This window comes from Paraburkholderia haematera, assembly GCF_905220975.1.
Classification (GTDB): Bacteria; Pseudomonadota; Gammaproteobacteria; order Burkholderiales; family Burkholderiaceae; genus Paraburkholderia; species Paraburkholderia haematera.
Genome location: NZ_CAJNBK010000017.1, coordinates 21142 through 34430, shown reverse-complemented (window position 1 = coordinate 34430; position 13289 = coordinate 21142). Strand labels below are relative to the sequence as shown.

The 13289-nt window shown below is 60.1% G+C and carries 14 protein-coding genes and 1 pseudogene; 7 read left to right on the top strand and 8 right to left on the bottom strand.

Annotation, left to right across the window (positions count from 1 at the left end; translation table 11 throughout):
• Window positions 1–13 precede the first annotated feature (13 nt).
• Both KHO23_RS35680 and KHO23_RS24370 read right to left on the bottom strand, forming a co-directional pair.
• Window positions 14–160: pseudogene (locus tag KHO23_RS35680) on the bottom strand (MFS transporter); the annotation flags it as partial.
• A gap of 141 nt (window positions 161–301) precedes the next feature.
• Entirely contained in the window at window positions 302–1222 is a 921-nt protein-coding gene (locus tag KHO23_RS24370; RefSeq protein WP_201085391.1) for a LysR family transcriptional regulator, read from the bottom strand.
• Window positions 1223–1619: 397 nt separating this feature from the next.
• On the opposite strand from KHO23_RS24370, the gene KHO23_RS24365 reads away from it, so the two are divergent.
• Window positions 1620–2939, top strand: coding sequence for an IS701 family transposase (locus KHO23_RS24365; protein WP_211613922.1), 1320 nt, complete (start codon window positions 1620–1622; stop codon window positions 2937–2939).
• A gap of 105 nt (window positions 2940–3044) precedes the next feature.
• Here the strand turns inward: KHO23_RS24365 and KHO23_RS24360 are convergent, their stop codons facing one another.
• From KHO23_RS24360 to KHO23_RS24345, 4 genes are read right to left on the bottom strand one after another with little or no spacing between them, the layout of a single operon-like run.
• A complete protein-coding gene (locus KHO23_RS24360) occupies window positions 3045–3749 on the bottom strand; it encodes an EthD domain-containing protein (RefSeq protein ID WP_211613920.1) in 705 nt (234 codons plus the stop codon).
• 2 nt (window positions 3750–3751) lie between these two features.
• Complete coding sequence (locus KHO23_RS24355) at window positions 3752–4276, bottom strand: flavin reductase (RefSeq protein ID WP_211613918.1); 525 nt, start codon at window positions 4274–4276, stop codon at window positions 3752–3754.
• Window positions 4277–4295: 19 nt separating this feature from the next.
• On the bottom strand, window positions 4296–5513 hold the full coding sequence (locus KHO23_RS24350) for an acyl-CoA dehydrogenase family protein (RefSeq protein ID WP_211613916.1): 1218 nt from the start codon (window positions 5511–5513) through the stop codon (window positions 4296–4298).
• A gap of 34 nt (window positions 5514–5547) precedes the next feature.
• Window positions 5548–6903 (bottom strand): MFS transporter, encoded by a 1356-nt coding sequence (locus tag KHO23_RS24345; protein ID WP_236066973.1) that lies wholly within the window; start codon window positions 6901–6903, stop codon window positions 5548–5550.
• A gap of 444 nt (window positions 6904–7347) precedes the next feature.
• Between KHO23_RS24345 and KHO23_RS24340 the strand changes: the two genes are divergently transcribed.
• From KHO23_RS24340 to KHO23_RS24315, 6 genes are all read left to right on the top strand, one after another.
• Window positions 7348–8484 carry a muconate/chloromuconate family cycloisomerase gene (locus tag KHO23_RS24340; protein WP_211613912.1) on the top strand — a complete coding sequence of 379 codons (1137 nt, stop codon included), beginning with the start codon at window positions 7348–7350 and terminating at the stop codon, window positions 8482–8484.
• Between the two features lie 28 nt (window positions 8485–8512).
• A complete protein-coding gene (catC, locus tag KHO23_RS24335) occupies window positions 8513–8803 on the top strand; it encodes a muconolactone Delta-isomerase (RefSeq protein ID WP_211613910.1) in 291 nt (96 codons plus the stop codon).
• Window positions 8804–8880: 77 nt separating this feature from the next.
• On the top strand, window positions 8881–9816 hold the full coding sequence (gene catA, locus KHO23_RS24330; protein WP_211613908.1) for a catechol 1,2-dioxygenase: 936 nt from the start codon (window positions 8881–8883) through the stop codon (window positions 9814–9816).
• An 89-nt stretch (window positions 9817–9905) separates the two neighbouring features.
• A complete protein-coding gene (locus tag KHO23_RS24325) occupies window positions 9906–10160 on the top strand; it encodes a hypothetical protein (RefSeq protein WP_211613906.1) in 255 nt (84 codons plus the stop codon).
• Between the two features lie 215 nt (window positions 10161–10375).
• Window positions 10376–11356, top strand: a complete 981-nt coding sequence (locus KHO23_RS24320) for an IS110 family RNA-guided transposase (protein ID WP_211613904.1) — start codon at window positions 10376–10378, stop codon at window positions 11354–11356.
• A 532-nt stretch (window positions 11357–11888) separates the two neighbouring features.
• Entirely contained in the window at window positions 11889–12122 is a 234-nt protein-coding gene (locus KHO23_RS24315) for a hypothetical protein (RefSeq protein ID WP_211613901.1), read from the top strand.
• Window positions 12123–12164: 42 nt separating this feature from the next.
• Here the strand turns inward: KHO23_RS24315 and KHO23_RS24310 are convergent, their stop codons facing one another.
• Together KHO23_RS24310 and KHO23_RS24305 are read right to left on the bottom strand one after the other, a co-directional pair.
• Window positions 12165–12893, bottom strand: coding sequence for a hypothetical protein (locus KHO23_RS24310; RefSeq protein WP_211613900.1), 729 nt, complete (start codon window positions 12891–12893; stop codon window positions 12165–12167).
• A complete protein-coding gene (locus KHO23_RS24305) occupies window positions 12890–13264 on the bottom strand; it encodes a hypothetical protein (protein WP_211613899.1) in 375 nt (124 codons plus the stop codon). The genes KHO23_RS24310 and KHO23_RS24305 overlap by 4 nt, the downstream gene beginning before the upstream one ends.
• Window positions 13265–13289 lie beyond the last annotated feature (25 nt).

Genomic DNA, 13289 nt, shown 5'->3' with positions numbered 1-13289 from the left:
ATGCCGCGTAAAGCACGAGGGCGGCAGCCGTACCGTAGACAAAAAAGTCGTACCACGCCATCGGATTGCCGGCGACCGACGCGATGACGATGCGGTTGAGTACGCGGTCCGTGGGTGCCGTGCTGCGCTCGGCTGTGGACGACCATTGATGGGTTGCGATGTCTGATCGCATCGTTGTAATGAGGGCAGGAAGCCTTTCACGAGGCTTCGCATGGCAGAGAGTGTCGAGTGGCGCAAGGCAGCCGTCAAATTGGCAAAAAAGACGTTGCGGTATCAGCGCCGCAAATGCGGGTTGCCGATTTCATGCGACCGGCTGATGAAACATGCTATGGATGACCCCGCGCAGCCAGGCAATGCCGGGATCGGCGGCAAATTGGGTGTGCGAATGAACCTGGATTTCGATGGGTGGCAGGGCGAACGGCAAGGGCACGATGCGAAACGCCTTGCCGCGATTGAAACGGCGCGCAATGCTCCTCGGAAAGATCACCGCGAGGTCCGTGTTCATAACGATCTCGGGTGCCACGACGAAATGCGGCAGACGGAGCACGACGTCGCGCTTGAAGTTCAACTCGTCGAGCCATTGCTCGACCATGCGATGACCGGTGGCATTGGTGCTGGCATACGCATAACGTAGCGCGGCGAGGTCTTCGCGGCTCGGCTTCGATTTGCGTAACGGATGACTCGCGCGCACCATGCAGACATGTTCGTCGACAAACAGCGTCTGGCTCACGCAGCCCGCGTCGAGACCCGGAACGTAGCCGAGCGCAAGATCGATCTCACCGGCACGCATTGCCGCGCTCACCGACTCGACCGGAATATTGGCGGCTTCGATGCGAATGCCGCGCGCGTCGCGATCGAGCAGCGCGATGAGTGGCGGAAGAAAAAAGAACTCCGACATGTCCGACATCGAGATGCGGAACTCGCGGCGCGCGGTGGCGGGATCGAACTTCGCATGCTGTTGCACCGCGTCGTTGATGATCGACAAAGCCTGAGCGAGTGGTGGATAGAGCCGGAAGGCGGCCTCGGTCGGTACCATGCCGGTGGGCCTGCGCACGAATAGCGGATCTTCGAACAGGTTACGCAAGCGGCGCAGCGCGTGACTGACGGCGGGCTGTGTCAGTCCCAGCCGGTCGCCAGCTGCGGTGAGGCTGCGCAGGTCCCAGATAGCAAGGAACACGCGCAGCAGGTTGAGGTCGGCGATGCCGAGGTTCGGCTTGTTCATGCCCATTACTCGCGGACGAAAGTGGGCCGCGCTGCGCTCAACGGCCGGTTAGCTCGTCTATTCTTACGAGGGTTGTACAGCGGTTCACATACGTTACGCTTGCGGAACTTGCCTTGCCCCCACACCGCACGGCTGCTGGCAGTGTCGATTCCTGCCGTGTCGCCACGGTGAACCGTCTACTGAAGGGTACGTTGTCTCCGAAGCTTCGCACCCGATCGTTACCAATCGCGCACGTCCGGATAGGCAACTGTTGGTCGTACAACAGGTCACATTTCGACAGATCCCGAATGTGACAAGGCAAGATAAGGCTTTGCCGTCAACCACATCACCGTTTTACGTCCGGCGGACGGCGACACGTGTCGCACGTAGTATTGAATAATACAGACTTCGGGCGACCGTGAGGAGAGAAGACGTCGACGAATTTGACGCGTATCTGAATCATCTGGCGCAGGCGTTGGGGCACGCCGATCGCCATTCTGGCCTCAAGGGTTACTGTTCGGGCTTGGTAATGCCGTTGTCACGCAAGAGCGTCGAGCCGATGGCTGCGCATATTGACCCCCTTCACGCGAGTGCGAAACACCAGTCACTTCATCATTTTGTGGCCAAGGCAGAATGGTCTGATCGGGCGGTCCTGCAGCGGGTACGCGAATGGGTGATGCCCGCGTTGGGCCTGCACGCTGCCGAAGAGGCTGGCTATTACTGGATTATTGACGACACGGGCTTCCCGAAGAAAGGCAAGCATTCGGTCGGCGTAGCGCGGCAATACTGTGGGCAATTGGGCAAACAGGATAACTGCCAGATCGCCGTGAGCCTGTCGATCGCGACGCAACGCGGCAGCCTGCCAATTGCGTGGCAGCTGTATGTGCCCAAGGAATGGATTGACGACCGGGAACGAGCGCGTCGTGCAGGCATTCCCGACGATCTCGCCTTCGAGACCAAGCCGCAGATTGCGCTGGCCCAACTCCGCGAGGCTGTAGCATCCGGCATTGCGCCGGGCATTGTGCTCGCCGATGCCGGCTACGGCGACGAAACCGCTTTCCGGGAAAGCGTAACTGAAATGGGTTTGTTGTATGCGATAGGGATCCGGCCGGGCACCTCTGTATGGGCGCCCGGTACGGCGCCGCTGCCGCCCAAACCCTGGAGTGGGCGCGGTCAGCCACCGAAATTGTTGCGCCGTGCGCCCGGCCATAAACCGCTCGTGGTGAAGGAACTGGCCATGCAATTACCCAGGAACGCCTGGCAAACCGTAACCTGGCGGGAAGGCAGCAACGCCGCACTTTCCTCACGCTTTGCCGCCGTACGGGTTCGTCCCGCACATCACGACTATTGGCGAAGTACCGTTCGCGACGAAGAATGGCTGCTTGTTGAATGGCCTGATGGCGATACGGAGCCGCTCAAATATTTTCTCACTACCGCCCCCGAAGAGGCGACCCTCGAGCAGCTTGTGTTCGTGACCAAAATGCGCTGGCGCATCGAGCGCGACTATCAGGACCTGAAGCAGGAGTTCGGGCTCGGTCATTATGAAGGGCGAGGCTGGCGTGGCTTTCACCATCACGCCACACTGAGTATCGCCGCGTATGGATTTCTGATGGCTCAGCGACTCAGAATGCAATCAGATGCATGTGGTAAAAAAAACTTCCTTGAACGCGCGCTGCCTGCCCTTCCCTCGGATTACATCCCCCGGGGCAGTCCAGCGCGCTCAACGCCACGTTCCTGATTCGATTACTACGTTGCGAATCCTGCTTGGACAAAGGCTCATGCAACGATGGCACTCTTCCTGTACAACAATAGAGCGCGCAACTGATTTTGTGACACAGTAGTATTAGCGTGTTGCGAGATTAACGCACTTGCTGTGCATTGCAAAATGCGGCGCGGCGCCCTGATAGGGGGGCAGGGTATGGAAGTCGCGTCGCATCTCGTCGCGCACGGGTGAGGCGAGTGCGTTCGCGAGGGCGCCTGGATCGTCGAATACGACCTTGTTGCGCTGCATTGCCTGCGCTCGCACGAAGGGTAAGCCGCTCGTGCCGTCGAGGCAGGAATAGATCTCGACCTCGCGGATTGCCGGCAATTGCAGCATGAGCGGCGGATGCCCCTGCAAGTAATGCGTGAGCCACGCGTTGAGGTCTTCGGCTGGGCCTTCGTAAGCGACGAGATAAGTGCACCGCTGCGTGCGCTTTTCGTCTTCGGTCGGAGTGGCCGGCGGCGTGAACTTGCGCACCGCCATGATCTGCTGCCTGAAGGTATCGCGCTGCAACTCGGCGCGCGCCGCTGTCCGCAGCGCGCTGTGTATCGCGCCATCGAAACGCAACGCGGCTTCAAGGGGCGCGAGTTCGTCGAAGTAGCACTGAAGTACGCACGAAGGCGCATCGTCTGGAGCGGCGATCCGCGGATCGATCTGCCCGGACACCGGCTCGTGAACGATCAACCGCCGTAAGCCGTCGATCCCCGTCGCCGCGCGTTGCAGCGCTTGCACGTCGACTTGCGGCTCCGGTCCGCTTTGCCCAATCAGAAAGAGACAAGCTTGCATGATCAGGCCACCCCACAGGATGCGCTCGTTCGCGCGAGCCGATGGAACTGCCTGCCGAACCAGACGAGACCGTCGCCATGCTCGCGCGTGCCGATGTGATCGACCCGCACGAAGAAGACCGAATGCGAGCCAACAGTCTTGCTGTCGGCGATTCTGCCTTCGAGCGTCGCAATCGCGTTGTCGAGCACGGGGACGTCCGAGCAGCCCGAGCGCGACGCGCACTGCTCGAAGCGTTCGTCCATCGAGCAGCCGGTCATGCCCGCGAACACGCGCGCAGCCTCCTCGGCATCGGCGCCCAGTACGTTGATACACACGCGCTCGTTGCCAGACAGAATGTCGTGCACATAGCTCGATTGATTGATGCACACGAGCATGGTCGGCGGAGAGTCCGTTACTGAACAGACCGCGCTTGCCGTGATGCCGCAGCGGCCACGCGGACCATCGGTCGTGATGACGTTGACCGCCGCGCCCAGCGCGGCCATCGCATTGCGGAACTGCGTACGGGTCTGATCTTCATCGTTCGTCATAGCGATTGCTCCTCGCATGTCAGGGAAAGGGCGTGACAGGCGGAATGCCGACGAAGATCGCGCCCGATGCGTCATAGGTGCCTTCGCCAAGAAACGCATGTTGTGTCACCACGATGGAATCGCGCACCAGGCGCTGCATGCGGCTCTCGCGGTAGATCGCGTTGATGCCCGCCATCTTGTAGGCCTGCATGACGACTTCGGCGCCCGCGTGCGCGGCATGGGTCGCCGACAAACGCAGCAGGTTGGCTTCTGCCGGCAACACGGGATTGCCCGCAAGTATGGTGCGCCAGGACGTTTCCGCGGCCTCGAAGAAGAAGGCGCGCGCGCTGCGCAGACTGGCCTCGGCTTGCGCCAGGCCCGAACGGTAGTACGCGCGATCCGCGAGACGCGGCGCACCTGTGGTCGTTTTGGTGACGCCCGACATCGACGCGAGCAGGTCGAGCGCCGCGCGCGCGAGGCCGAGGTTGACCGAAGCATGGACTTGCGCCTGATAGGCGACGGCCGGATAGCGGTAGAGCGGTTCGTCGATCAACGCTGCGCCGCCACGAACGAACGTCCACGCTTCATCGACGAACTTGTTCTGCAGACGCAGGTCGTGACTGCCCGTGCCCTGCATGCCGACTACGTTCCAGTTGTCGACGATCTCCACTTCGCTCGCCGGGAACACGGCCGTGAAGGGTTTGCCCGCATTGGTATCGCCCGCGTTGGCCGGTGTGCCGCCAATCCCCACGCCGATCCAGTCGGCGCCCTTGCAGCCGCTCGCGAAATGCCATTGCCCCGAGACGAGGAAGCCGCCCGGCGCGCGCTCGGCTTTCTGCAATGGATACAACCCGCCCGCGAAAACCTGGTCGGGACCGGATGTATAAATGCGGGCCTGAGTTTCGATGGGCAGCGAAGCCAGGTACGTGTTGGCCGAGCCGAATGCGGCGACCCAGGCAGTCGACCCGTCTGCTATCGCTATCCGTTCCAGCGTTTCGAGAAAACGCGGTGGAGGGAGTGCGTCGCCGCCGAAACGCTGCGGCGTACTCGCGCGGAAAATGCCGGCGCGCTTCATCTTGCCGACCATGTCGGGCGGCACGTGCGATAGTCCATCGAACTCGTCGCGGCGGCGTTCGACTTCAATGATGAGTTCATCGAGGGAGAGCGGTCCCGCGTATTGCGGGTAGTGCTCCTGTGCATCGATGAACCGTTGTTCGGCGGTGCCTGCACCGGCGTTGGCGCTATGGGCGGCGTGCATGCGGGTTACTCCTTGTCGATAGAGATGGACGATGTCATGCCGACATCTGACGCGCCTTGAGGCGCATCGCTTTAGGGTAGGTTTCGCGAGCCAGCAGCGTCGAGGCGACAGTGAAGAGACCGAGCACGCCGAGATAGATCGCAACCGGTACGGCGCTGCGGTAATGCGCGAGAAGGGCAGTGGCGATCATTGGTGAAAGACCGCCGCCGAGCACCGACGAAACCTCGCGTCCGATGCCGAGCCCCGAGAAGCGCAGGTGGACCGGCAACATCTCGCTGATGAAAGCGGGTTGCGCTCCTTCGAGAATGCCCAACGTCACGCTGTTGGCGAGCACGAGCGCGGTGATGACCTTCCAGTATTCTCCCGAGCCGAGCAGCGCGAAGTAGGGCCACGCAACCAGCATCAGCGCGATGGCGCCCGCGAGATAGACGGGCTTGCGGCCAATCCTGTCCGTGACGTAGCCGGAGAGCAGCGAGACGGGGATCATCAGCAGCATGGAGATGGTCAGGCCGCCGAGAATCCAGTTCGATTTCACGCCGAGGAACTGGCCATAGGCGATCGAGAACGCGAAGAAGATATATGACGCACCGCCCTCGCCGAAACGCAGGCCGAATACAGTCAGCACCTGGCGCGGACATTGGCGCAGCACCTCGACGACCGGCATGCGGCTTTCATGGCGCGTTGCCTTGACCTCGGCGAAGGCAGTACTTTCACCGACCGAGCGACGCATCCACAAACCGAGTGCGACGAGCGCGGCGCTGCCGAGAAACGGAAGGCGCCAGCCCCAGCTGATGAAGTCATCGGATGCAAGGTTGTGCACCAACAGGAATGCCCCCGTCGATAGAACAAAGCCGAGCGCGGCGCCACACGGGCTCCATGCCGAGAGCGCACCGCGCTTCGAGGGCGGCGCGTTTTCGTGGATGAGCAGAATGCTGCCGCTCCATTCGCCGCCCGCGGCGAGCCCCTGAAGAATGCGCAGCAAGACCAGCATGACGGGTGCCGCAAGGCCGATCTGGTGATACGTAGGCAGCACGCCCATCAGAACGGTGGCGGTGCCCATCGTCAGAAGGGTCAGCATCATCACGAGCTTGCGGCCATAACGATCGCCAATGTGGCCGCACAGCACGCCGCCAAACGGACGCGCGATGAAGCCCACGGTGAAGCCACCAAACGCTGCGATGGTGCCCGTAAGAGGATCGCTGCCCACCGGAAAGAACAGCTTACCGAACACTAGTGCCGCAGCGGTGCCGTAGAGGAAAAAGTCGTACCACTCGAGAATCTGGCCAAGTACCGCAGTCGTCACGGCGCGGCGTACGGTTCCCACTGGACGCGCGGATCGCGGCGATGCAAGGGGCGGGCTGAGTTCGGGGTGCAAAGCGTCAGGATTCATGGATTGGGGAAGAACATTGAAGTTATGGTCCCCGCTTCCGGATGGGCTGAAGAAGCGGCGCGAACATCGTTACGGCGAGGCCGGACGACAGGTCTCAACGACATGGCACCACAATATGGCCCGCGAAAAGGCCGGTCAAATTCGAGCCAAAAATGCACGCTATGAATCTGGTGCATGAGGGATGAGAGTTAACCCGCGTCGGTGGAAACGGCTTTTACGGACTGTCGGCAAGTGAATCAGTGGGATGAATGGCAGAGCCTACATTTGATCTATTTGACGAATATTTCAGCGTTCTTTACTGTGTGGCCGAAGTTGAAGTACTCAATCGAATAACGGAGACACGCGCCAAGGCGTCGCGATTTTCGGCCACAACGAGTCGGTAAGGCACACACAGCGCGCGTCATACCGGGTTAGTTTCAACAACTCGCTCAAATCAAATTTCCCATGACTACAGCGACGATCGAACGTATCGAAACCAGTCTCGTCGATCTTCCGACGATCCGCCCTCACAAGCTTTCGGTCGCAACCATGCACGGCCAGACGCTGGTGCTCGTGAAGGTCTTTTGCAGCGACGGGGTCATCGGAATAGGCGAGGGCACCACTATCGGCGGCATGGCCTACGGTCCGGAAAGTCCCGAATCGATGAAGCTGGCAATCGACGCTTACCTCGGCCCCGCGGCCATCGGCAAGGACGCTACCCGTGTCCAGGAGTTGATGGCCCACATCGGCAAGCTGGTGAAGGTCAATCACTTCTCGAAGAGCGCGTTGGAGACCGCATTACTCGATGCACATGGCAAGCGCCTGGGTGTTCCGGTGACCGAATTGCTCGGCGGGCGGCGACGCGATCGCCTGCCGGTTGCATGGACACTGGCATCGGGAGACACGTCCAAAGACATCGCCGAAGCGGAAAAGATGCTGGAGTTGCGGCGCCACAAGGTATTCAAGCTGAAGATCGGCGCGAAAGAGCTCAAGACGGATATCAGACACGTTGCCGAGATCAAGAGAGCCATCGGAGATCGGGGTGCGGTGCGCGTCGATGTCAACATGGCCTGGAGCGAAACGCAGGCATCCTGGGCCATCCCGGCACTGGCCGATGCCGGCTGTGAACTGGTCGAGCAGCCGGTAGCGTCCGCCGGCGCGTTGGCGCGCTTGCGGCGCAGCAGCCCGGTTGCCTTGATGGCCGACGAAATTCTCCAGGGTCCTGAAAGCGCGTTCGAAATCGCGAGAAACGAGGGCGCCGATGTGTTCGCCATCAAGATCGAACAAAGTGGTGGCCTGTTCGCCGCGCAGCGCGTTGCGTCGATTGCGGATGCGGCAGGTATCGAACTGTACGGCGGCACGATGCTGGAAGGTGCGGTCAGCACTATCGCGTCGGCGCACCTGTTCGCGAGCTTCGCCAATCTGCCGTGGGGCACCGAATTATTCGGGCCGCTATTGATTACCGAAGAAATTCTCACGACGCCGCTCGACTACAGCGACTTTCAACTGACCGTACCGACGGGCCCAGGTCTTGGCATCGAACTGGATGAAGCGAAGATCAGGCGCTTCACTCGCGACGGGTTGATGAACGTCGTCGAATAAGCTGAACCTTCAACGAGAGAAAAGAAAAATGCTCCTCCACGTACGTATGGATGTGAACATTCCAGCCGACATGCCCGCTGCAGTCGCCGACGAAATCAAGTTGCGCGAAAAAGCGTATTCGCAGGAACTTCAGCGCAGCGGCAAATGGCGCCACATCTGGCGCCTGGTTGGAGAGTATGCGAACTACAGCATCTTCGATGTCGAGAGCAATGCTGAACTGCACGAGATTCTCACTGCGCTGCCGCTGTTCCCTTACATGAAAATTTCGGTGACGCCATTGTGCCGTCACCCGTCGTCGGTTCGTGATGGCGACGCATGAGTTCGGTTGACAGGGCGTTTAAATCAAACCAGCGCACCCTGAGTTTTTTCCCCCAATACCAAGTGGAGACAAAAATCGTGAGCGTCAAAGTATTCCAGACACAGGAAGTCCAGGACCTGTTGAAAGCCGCTGCCAATGCTGGCAGCGAGGGTGGCAATGCCCGTACCAAACAGATTACCCAGCGCCTCTTGAGCGATCTTTTCAAGGCCGTTGACGACCTCGATATGACGCCCGACGAAATCTGGGCCGGCGTGAATTACTTCAACAAGCTGGGGCAGGACGGTGAAGCGGCCCTGCTCGCGGCCGGCCTCGGGGTGGAGAAGTATCTCGACATTCGCATGGATGCCGCAGACAAGGCCGCGGAGATCGACGGCGGCACGCCGCGCACTATTGAAGGCCCGTTGTACGTGGCCGGTGCGCCGGTGCACGACGGCGTTGCCAAAATCGACATCAATGCGGATGAGGATGCGGGTCCGCTCGTTATCCGCGGTACGGTGACGGGTCCAGACGGCGCGCCGGTGGCCGATGCCGTGGTCGAATGCTGGCACGCCAATTCAAAGGGCTTTTATTCGCACTTCGATCCGACAGGCGCACAGAGCGACTTCAATCTTCGCGGTGCGGTGAAGACGGGCGCCGATGGCCAGTATGAGTTTCGGACACTGATGCCGGTGGGTTACGGCTGTCCGCCGCACGGTGCGACTCAACAACTGTTGAACGTACTCGGCCGGCATGGCAATCGTCCGGCCCATGTTCACTTTTTCGTTGTCAGCGACAATCACCGCAAGCTCACCACCCAAATCAACATCGAGGGCGATCCGCTGATCTGGGACGACTTCGCTTATGCTACGCGCGAAGATCTGATTCCGCACGTGGTCGAGAAGACCGGTGGCACGGAGTTGGGCCTGAAGGCGGACGCATATAAGGAAATCGAGTTCAACATCGCGCTGACGCGTCTGGTCGAGGGTAAGGATAACCAGCTTGTGAGCCGTCTGCGCGCATCTGCTACCGCTTAATATTGAGGGGAGCGGCGGCGACCAGGCGTCGCCGCCGCGCTGTTATGTGACTCTCCGATAAGCGCGTTCCTCGATGTAAGGAGCGAAGGGTGTACCGCGACGAGTTCATTCAGACTGCGAAAGATATGGTGGCCGTTCTGCCGCATTGCGCCGTCGATCTGGCCCGCCTGCAAGTGTTGAATGCTGGCGGGATGTCTGTCGTTACGGTGGTCGGAAAATACAACCACGGCAAAAGCCGGTTGCTCAATGAACTGATCGGCCTGGACATCTTTCCTGTCGCCGACAAGCGCGAGACCGTGAGCCTAGCCGACAGTATGCATCACGGCGTGCGCTGGTTGGGGTAATCGTGCGATTCGTGCAAGATCTGGCGGTGGCCGCACGCAGAGCCGCTCGCAGCAAGGCTTTGCGACGCACGGCTTTCGCGCAATAGACGGATGCACAAATCGTTGATCGATAAGGATTTCTGGAAACAAACCGCCAGAAATTACTGAGATGGACCCGACGCCTCCCTTCGGGGGACACTGACGGACTCAACCGGACGTCTGGATGGAGGTTCATCATGGAAATCTATATTCTCGGCATTGATCTCGCCAAACAGGTATTCCAGCTCCACGGGGCCGATCGTCGCGGACGAGCAGTGCACCGGGCGAAGGTATCGCGTGGGTCGCTGTTCGAAGCAGTGCGCACACTCGCGCCCGGAGTGGTCGTGATGGAGGCGTGCGGCACCGCTCATCACTGGGCACGGCGTTTCCAGTCTCTGGGCATCGAGGTCCGCCTGATCAGCCCGCAGTACGTGACGCCGTTCGTCAAGACCAACAAGAGCTATCGCAACGATGCAGAGGCAATTGTGGAAGCCGCGAGCCGGCCTACCATGCGCTTCGTGACCGTCAAATCGGTCGAACAGCAGGATATCCTGGCCGCGCACCGCATGCGCGCCATCCTGATTCGCCACCGCACCGCGCTGATCAACCAGAAGCGTGGCCTGCTCGGAGAGCGCGGGCTCACCATCTCACGGTCGCCGGAAGCCTTCAAACGTGCAATTCCGGAACTGCTGCGAACGAGCGCCGACGAACTGACTGCGATTGAAGAGCGCATTCATCTCATCGACACGTCGATCCAGACCTTCATGAAGCATTCCACGTTATGCAAGAAGATTGCTGCCGTCCCGGGCATCGGTCCCATTACCGCCACGGCAGTCGTCGGTGCCGTCGGCAATGCCACGCAATTCAGGAATGGCCGGCATCTTGCGGCGTGGCTCGGTCTGGTGCCGCGCCAGTATTCCTCGGGCGGCAAGTCACGGCTGCAGGGGATCAGTCGGCGCGGTGACACCTACCTGCGCACGCTGTTGATCCATGGCGCTCGCGCAATCCTGAGGTATGTGAAGGTTAAAACCGATCCACATAGCGTTTGGCTGCAACAGATGATCGCCCGACGCGGACACAATTGCACTGCGGTCGCACTGGCCAACAAGAACGCGCGAATCATCCAGGCGCTGCTCAGCGGCGAAGCCAGTTATGTTTCGCCGGGCACCACGGCGTAGGCAAACAGTTTTCAGAGGAGAGTACCACCAGCGTTGGTTTGCGAAGCTTCTCAAAAGCGATGACGAAATTGGTTGAACCAGCATCCTGAAGCCTGTTTTTCGTGCCGGCTGCTCTTTTAGGCAAGCCGCGATTTTGCTAAGGACAGGGTGCGCGGATCTCATCAAGGCTGCGGGCGTGCTTCGGCTATCGTCCAATTGCAAGCCGGATACATGCATGCAGCCCGTTTCGACATCACGAACAAGAAGGTTGCAAAAGGCGCCGGGTCCATACATGCACGAAAAGTACGTCAACCCCTAACACCACGGGCTTCGACGTCTGCTGCGCGCTTTGTGACGCGAGGATCTGCCGGATGTGGTTACCAGCGACTGCTCGGGAGGCACTTGCTACCCGCCTGCGCGGTAGGTTAAATCGCGGTGCCGTTACCTCAGGCATGTAGCAGGCAGTCGACAGGTACAGTTTCGCTGGACCATTGGGTTTCGGCAATGGCGGGCTGCGCGCGACAAGCCGAAATTCGATCTGTTTGAGGGCTGCATGTCGGCCTATCAGGCTGCAAAGGCAGAGCTAGTGCAAGCTTGGGACGGATTGGAGAAAATGGGGACCGGGGAGAGTGCGGCGGATCAACTGAAACTGGAGGAAGCGAAATGGCTGACGTCTGACGGAGTTGCGGCATACCTCGATCGTCCGTTTCAGGAAAGCCTGAATGAATTGGCGAATTTTCGCGTGGTTCTGGATGGGTATGATACGGAATCGCCCGACTATGGCTGAGATGGGCATGACGCGCGCCTGGAATAGCGGACATCGGTCGAATTACGCTTTGCTGACGAGGCTGTTCGAAATCTCGCACGCTCGTGTCTTACGAGCCAGCGTGTCCAGTACGGCCTGCACAACCTGTTTTGATATCGCGGTGGTGCCTCCATCCGGCGTACTACGCTCGCGGATCTGCCGATCCGGATGAATCATGTTGCGTGACTCGCGCAGGGCATGGGCGTGTCGTCCGAGACTTCCGTCGATGTATCCGAGTTCCACCGCGACGCTAATCAGCGGCGCTGGCGACCAGGCTTCGAGGGGGCGCACCTGATTTTTCCGGTCCTGTGGCGCCGCGCACGTAGCCATAGCGCGCTCAACATCCCGCGCAAGCCAGCTTGGCAGTACAACTTCTAGAATTGAACCATACAATGCGGTGGCCGCGAGCCATGCACGTGCTCCCGCGCATTTTTCTGCTTCTTCCCAGCGATACCGAAGGTTATCGGCGAGGATCGGATCGAGACCGAGGTCATCAAATGGCAACGGATCGGATTGGTTGGGCGCGAGAATGGTCGCTGGAGGCTGAAGCGTGAGCTGTGGCACCACGTCGTGTGCGTACTGGTGACGTCCGTCAGCAGTCACCATTAAGCGGAATGGCCAGCCGAATATGTCCCCGTCCTCGCGCTGAATAAAGCCGCGCGCGATCAGTGCCTCCGGTGTCGTTTCACAAACTTTTTCACCGAGACGAGCCAGGTACACGGCCAATGCTTCCGCATCGAGGCCAGCAGTCACTTCGGCGTCGTCCAGGCTGCCGCCACTCGCCACCACGGCGATGACCAGGGCCTCAGCAGGGGCTGTTTGTGCCGAAAGCGCGGGGTGCGCATTCCACGTTGTTGCCAGCGTATTTCGCGTGCGACCCTGCCGGCCAAGGTCGCTTCCCAGTATTCACCAACATCGCCACCGAAACCGGATCGTCGAAGAACGAGACATTCGGTTTCCATGCGGTGAAGCTCTTCAGCAATGTCTGAGGACGAAAAGGCCCAGGTCGCTTCGATGTGACGGATCGCCTCGAGCATATATCCGGATTTTATGTTTCCAGCATCGAACATCTCATGTTCGAATATTGAGTCGCTCATTTCTGCGGTAGCGCTCGATTCGGTCATCTATCGTCCGGCCGTCGGCTGCCGG

What these genes read in the sequence shown, in the direction of transcription:
- KHO23_RS24370 (WP_201085391.1), bottom strand. Translation starts at nt 1,222, where the DNA reads ATGAACAAGCCGAACCTCGGCATCGCCGACCTCAACCTGCTGCGCGTG.
- KHO23_RS24360 (WP_211613920.1), bottom strand. Translation starts at nt 3,749, where the DNA reads ATGCAAGCTTGTCTCTTTCTGATTGGGCAAAGCGGACCGGAGCCGCAA.
- KHO23_RS24355 (WP_211613918.1), bottom strand. Translation starts at nt 4,276, where the DNA reads ATGACGAACGATGAAGATCAGACCCGTACGCAGTTCCGCAATGCGATG.
- KHO23_RS24350 (WP_211613916.1), bottom strand. Translation starts at nt 5,513, where the DNA reads ATGCACGCCGCCCATAGCGCCAACGCCGGTGCAGGCACCGCCGAACAA.
- KHO23_RS24345 (WP_236066973.1), bottom strand. Translation starts at nt 6,903, where the DNA reads ATGAATCCTGACGCTTTGCACCCCGAACTCAGCCCGCCCCTTGCATCG.
- KHO23_RS24340 (WP_211613912.1), top strand. Translation starts at nt 7,348, where the DNA reads ATGACTACAGCGACGATCGAACGTATCGAAACCAGTCTCGTCGATCTT.
- catC (WP_211613910.1), top strand. Translation starts at nt 8,513, where the DNA reads ATGCTCCTCCACGTACGTATGGATGTGAACATTCCAGCCGACATGCCC.
- KHO23_RS24320 (WP_211613904.1), top strand. Translation starts at nt 10,376, where the DNA reads ATGGAAATCTATATTCTCGGCATTGATCTCGCCAAACAGGTATTCCAG.
- KHO23_RS24315 (WP_211613901.1), top strand. Translation starts at nt 11,889, where the DNA reads ATGTCGGCCTATCAGGCTGCAAAGGCAGAGCTAGTGCAAGCTTGGGAC.
- KHO23_RS24305 (WP_211613899.1), bottom strand. Translation starts at nt 13,264, where the DNA reads ATGACCGAATCGAGCGCTACCGCAGAAATGAGCGACTCAATATTCGAA.